The following is a 4,403-nucleotide window of genomic DNA, read 5'->3' as shown; positions in this document are numbered from 1 at the left end:
GTACCGCACCGGCGACGTGGTGCGCTGGCGGCGCGACGGCGCCCTCGAATACCTCGGCCGGTCCGACTTCCAGGTCAAGGTCCGCGGCTTCCGCATCGAACTCGGCGAGATCGACGCGGTCCTGACCGCCCACGAGGACGTCACGTTCGCGGTGACGATCGGGCACACCGCCCCGTCCGGCGACACCGTGCTGGTGTCCTACGTGCTGCCCGCGACCGGGCGCACCGCCGAACCCGCCACCCTCACCGCGCACCTGTCGCGGAGCCTGCCGGCGCACATGGTGCCCACGGCGATCGTCGTCCTCGACGAGATCCCGCTCACCCCGGTCGGCAAGCTCGACCGCCGCGCCCTGCCCGTGCCCGTGTTCGCGGCGGACGGCACCACCTACGTCGCGCCGTCCACCGACGCCGAGAGGACGGTGGCGCAGGTGTTCGCCGAGCTCCTCGGCGTCGACCGCGTCGGTCTCGACGACAGCTTCTTCGACCTCGGCGGAAACTCGCTGATCGCCACCCGTGTCGTCGCCCGCATCAACGCCGCCCTCGGCACCGACCTGGGGGTCCGGGCACTGTTCGAGGCCCCCACGGTGCGGACCCTCGCCGCCCTCACCGCCGACGTCGGCACGGGCACCCGGGTGCCGCTGGTCGCCGGGCCCCGTCCGGGGGTGCTGCCGGTCTCCGCGGCCCAGCAGCGGATGTGGTTCGTCAACCAGCTCGACACCGCCTCGCCGGCCTACAACATCCCGATGGCGATCCGGCTGCGCGGCCGGCTCGACCGGGACGCGCTCGCCACCGCCGTCACCGATGTGCTCGCCCGCCACGAGGCGCTGCGCACCGAGTTCCCGGCCACGGCCGACGGCCCCGTCCAGCGGATCCGCCCGGTCGAGCAGGTGCGCCTCGATCTCACCGCGACGACCGTCGCCGCCGAGGAGCTGCCGCAGCGTCTGGCCGCCGAGGTCACGGCCGGGTTCGACGTGGCGGTGCAGGTGCCGGTGCGGGCGCGGTTGTTCGCGCTCGGCGACGGGGAGCACGTGCTGGTGTTCGTGGTGCATCACATCGCGGCGGACGGGGCGTCGATGGCGCCGCTGGCCCGGGATCTGATGACCGCGTACGCCGCCCGCACCGGCGGCCGCGCCCCCGACTGGACGCCCCTGGAGGTGCAGTACGCCGACTACGCGCTGTGGCAGCGGCAGGTCCTCGGCGATCCGGCCGACCCGGATTCGCTCGCCGCCGCCCAGCTGCGGTACTGGCGCGAAACCCTTTCCGGCGCACCGGAAGTGCTGGCGTTGCCCACCGACCGGCCCCGCCCGCCGCAGCAGTCGTTCCGCGGCGCCACCGTCCGCTTCGAGGTCGGCGCCGAACTGTACCGGGCGGTCGGCGACCTGGCCCGCACGCACGGCGCCACCCCGTTCATCACGGTGCACGCGGCCCTGGCGGTGCTGCTGGCCCGGCTCTCGGGCAGCGACGACGTCACCGTCGGCACCCCGGTCTCCGGTCGCGGCGACCGCGCCCTCGACGATCTGGTCGGCATGTTCGTCAACACCGTCGTCCTGCGCACCCCCGTCACCGCACAGCACACCTTCGCCGAGCACCTGACCCACATCCGCGACCGCGACGTCGACGCCCTCGCCCACGCCGACCTGCCGTTCGACGCCCTCGTCGACGCCGTCACCGACCACCGATCCGAGGCCTACGCGCCCCTGTTCCAGGTGATGCTGGCCTTCCAGAACACCGAGTCCGCCCACTTGCGGCTGCCCGACCTGACCGTCGACGTCTCCGAAATCGACACCGGCACCACCAAATTCGACCTGCACCTGATGCTGGCCGAGGTCCCCGGCGACGACGGCGCCCCCGCCGCCCTCACCGGCGCCCTGTCCTACGCGACCGACCTGTTCGACGCCGGCACCGTCACCGCCCTCGCCGACCGCTTCGTGCGGCTGCTCACCGCCGTGACCACCACCCCGCACGTGCCCGTCGGCGACCTCGACCTGCTCGAGCCGGGCGAACGCGAGCTGATCCTGCGGCGCTGGAACGCCACCGACGCCCCCCGCGGCCCGCACACCCTCGCCGACCTGTTCGCCCGGCAGGCCGCCCGCACCCCCGACGCCATCGCCGTCGTCTTCGGCGACGAGGCCCTGACCTACGCCGAGTTCGATGCCCGCACCAACCGGCTCGCCCGGCGGCTGATCGCCGAGGGCGTCGGCCCGGACCGCCTCGTCGGGCTCGCGATGCGCCGCTCGATCGAGCTGCTCGTCGGAATGTACGCGGTGATCAAGGCCGGCGGCGCCTACCTGCCGCTCGACCCCGACCACCCCGCCGACCGGCTCGAATACGTTCTGGGCAACGCCCGTCCGGTGTGCGTGCTCACCACCGCCGCCGACCGGACGGCGCTGCCCACCCCGGCCCCGATCCTCGAGGTCGATCGCCTCGACCGGACCGGCGCCTCCGACGCCCCCGTCGCCCCGGAGGAGCGCACCGCCCCGCTGACGGGGGACCACCTCGCCTACGTGCTGTACACCTCCGGCTCCACCGGCCGGCCCAAGGGCGTCGCGGTCGCTCACGCCGCGATCGTCAACCGGTTGCGGTGGATGCAGCACGCCTACCCGCTCACCGCCGAGGACACCGTCCTGCAGAAGACACCGTTCACGTTCGACGTGTCGGTGTGGGAGTTCTTCTGGCCGCTGCAGACCGGGGCGCGCCTCGTCGTCGCCGCACCCGACGGGCACCGCGATCCCGCCTACCTCACCGCCGTCGTCGAGCAGCAGCACGTCACCGTGGCGCACTTCGTGCCGTCCATGCTCGCGGTGTTCGTCGCCGCCACCGACCCGGCCCGCTGCACGTCGCTGCGGTTGCTGTTCTGCAGCGGCGAGGCGCTGCCCCCGGCCACGGTCGCCGCCGCCCACGCCGCGTTCCCCGCCGCGGACCTGCACAACCTGTACGGGCCCACCGAGGCCGCCGTCGACGTCACGTTCTGGGCCTGCACCGACGACGACGTCGACGTCGTCCCGATCGGCGCCCCGGTGTGGAACACCCGCGTCCACGTCCTCGATGCGCGGCTGCACCCGGTTCCCGTCGGCGCCGTGGGGGAGCTGTACCTGTCCGGCATCCAGCTCGCCCGCGGCTATGTCGGGCGCGGCGACCTGACCGCCGACCGGTTCGTCGCCGATCCGTTCGGTCCGTCCGGCACCCGCATGTACCGCACCGGCGACCTCGTGTCCTGGCGCCGCGACGGCAATCTGATCTACCTGGGCCGCACCGATTTCCAAGTCAAGCTCCGGGGCCTGCGGATCGAGCTCGGTGAGATCGAGCAGGCCTTGCTCGCCGACCCGGCCGTCGCGCAGGCCGCGGTCGTGGTGCACCGGCACCCCGCCGGCGCCGCCGACGGCTCCGACGGGGTGCTCGTCGCGTACGTCGTGCCCGAACCCGGCCGAAACAGCGATACCGCGGCGAGCCGCGCATCCGATACCGCGGCGAGCCGCGCATTCGATACCGCGGCCCTGCTCGGGGCCGCCGCGGCCCGGCTGCCCGGCTACATGGTGCCCGCCCACGTCGTCGTCCTCGACGGGTTCCCGCTCAACCCCAACGGCAAGCTCGACCGCAAGGCACTGCCCGCCCCGGACCTCACGGCCGTGCGTGCGGCGGAGCACGTCGCGCCGCGCACCCCGGTCGAGCAGGTCCTGGCCGAGGTCTTCGCCGGCCTGCTCGGGGTGGAGCGTCTCGGCGTGCACGACAGCTTCCTGGATCTGGGCGGCAACTCGCTGCTGGCCATGCGGCTGGCCGCGCGGATCGCCGCGGCGACCGGCACCGACGTGGGCGTGCGTGATCTGTTCGACGCGCCCACCGTCGCCGCCCTCGCCGAGCGGCTCCGCGACCGCGATGCCGCGGCGCGGCCCGCGCTGACCGCCGCCGCGACCCGGCCCCCCACGATCCCGCTGTCCCCGGCCCAGCAGCGCATGTGGTTCATCAACCAGTTCGACACGACCTCCCCGGCCTACAACATCGCCGTCGCGCTGCGTCTGACCGGGGAGCTGGATCTCGCGGCGCTGCGGGCCGCTGCCGCCGACGTCGTCGCGCGCCACGAGACGCTGCGCACCCGCTACCCGCTCACCGACGACGGCCCGATCCAGGTCGTGCTGCCGGTCGCGGTGGCGCAGCCCGACTTCACCGTCACCCGCGTCGAGACCGAGGACACGGTGCCCGCGCACATCGACCGGATCGTCGGCGCCGGGTTCGACGTCGCCACCGAGGTGCCGGTGCGGATCCGGCTGCTCACCCTCGCCGACACCGACCACGTGCTGGTCCTGGTCGTGCACCATATCGCCGCCGACGGGTTCTCGATGGGACCGCTGGGCCGGGATCTGATGACCGCGTACGCCGCCCGCGCCGGTGGTCACGCCCCCGACCGGT

General features: G+C 74.0%; 1 protein-coding gene. It reads left to right on the top strand.

What is annotated here, in order from left to right; genetic code table 11:
* Nucleotides 1–4,403: non-ribosomal peptide synthetase (locus CQZ88_RS26345; protein WP_219727537.1), on the top strand; the 4,403-nt coding region annotated here is incomplete at both ends.

Source organism: Rhodococcus sp. ENV425 (genome assembly GCF_002887785.1).
In the GTDB taxonomy this organism is placed as follows: domain Bacteria; phylum Actinomycetota; class Actinomycetes; order Mycobacteriales; family Mycobacteriaceae; genus Rhodococcus; species Rhodococcus aetherivorans.
Note: the sequence above shows the minus strand (reverse complement) of the source record. Positions and strands in the feature narration are given on the sequence as shown.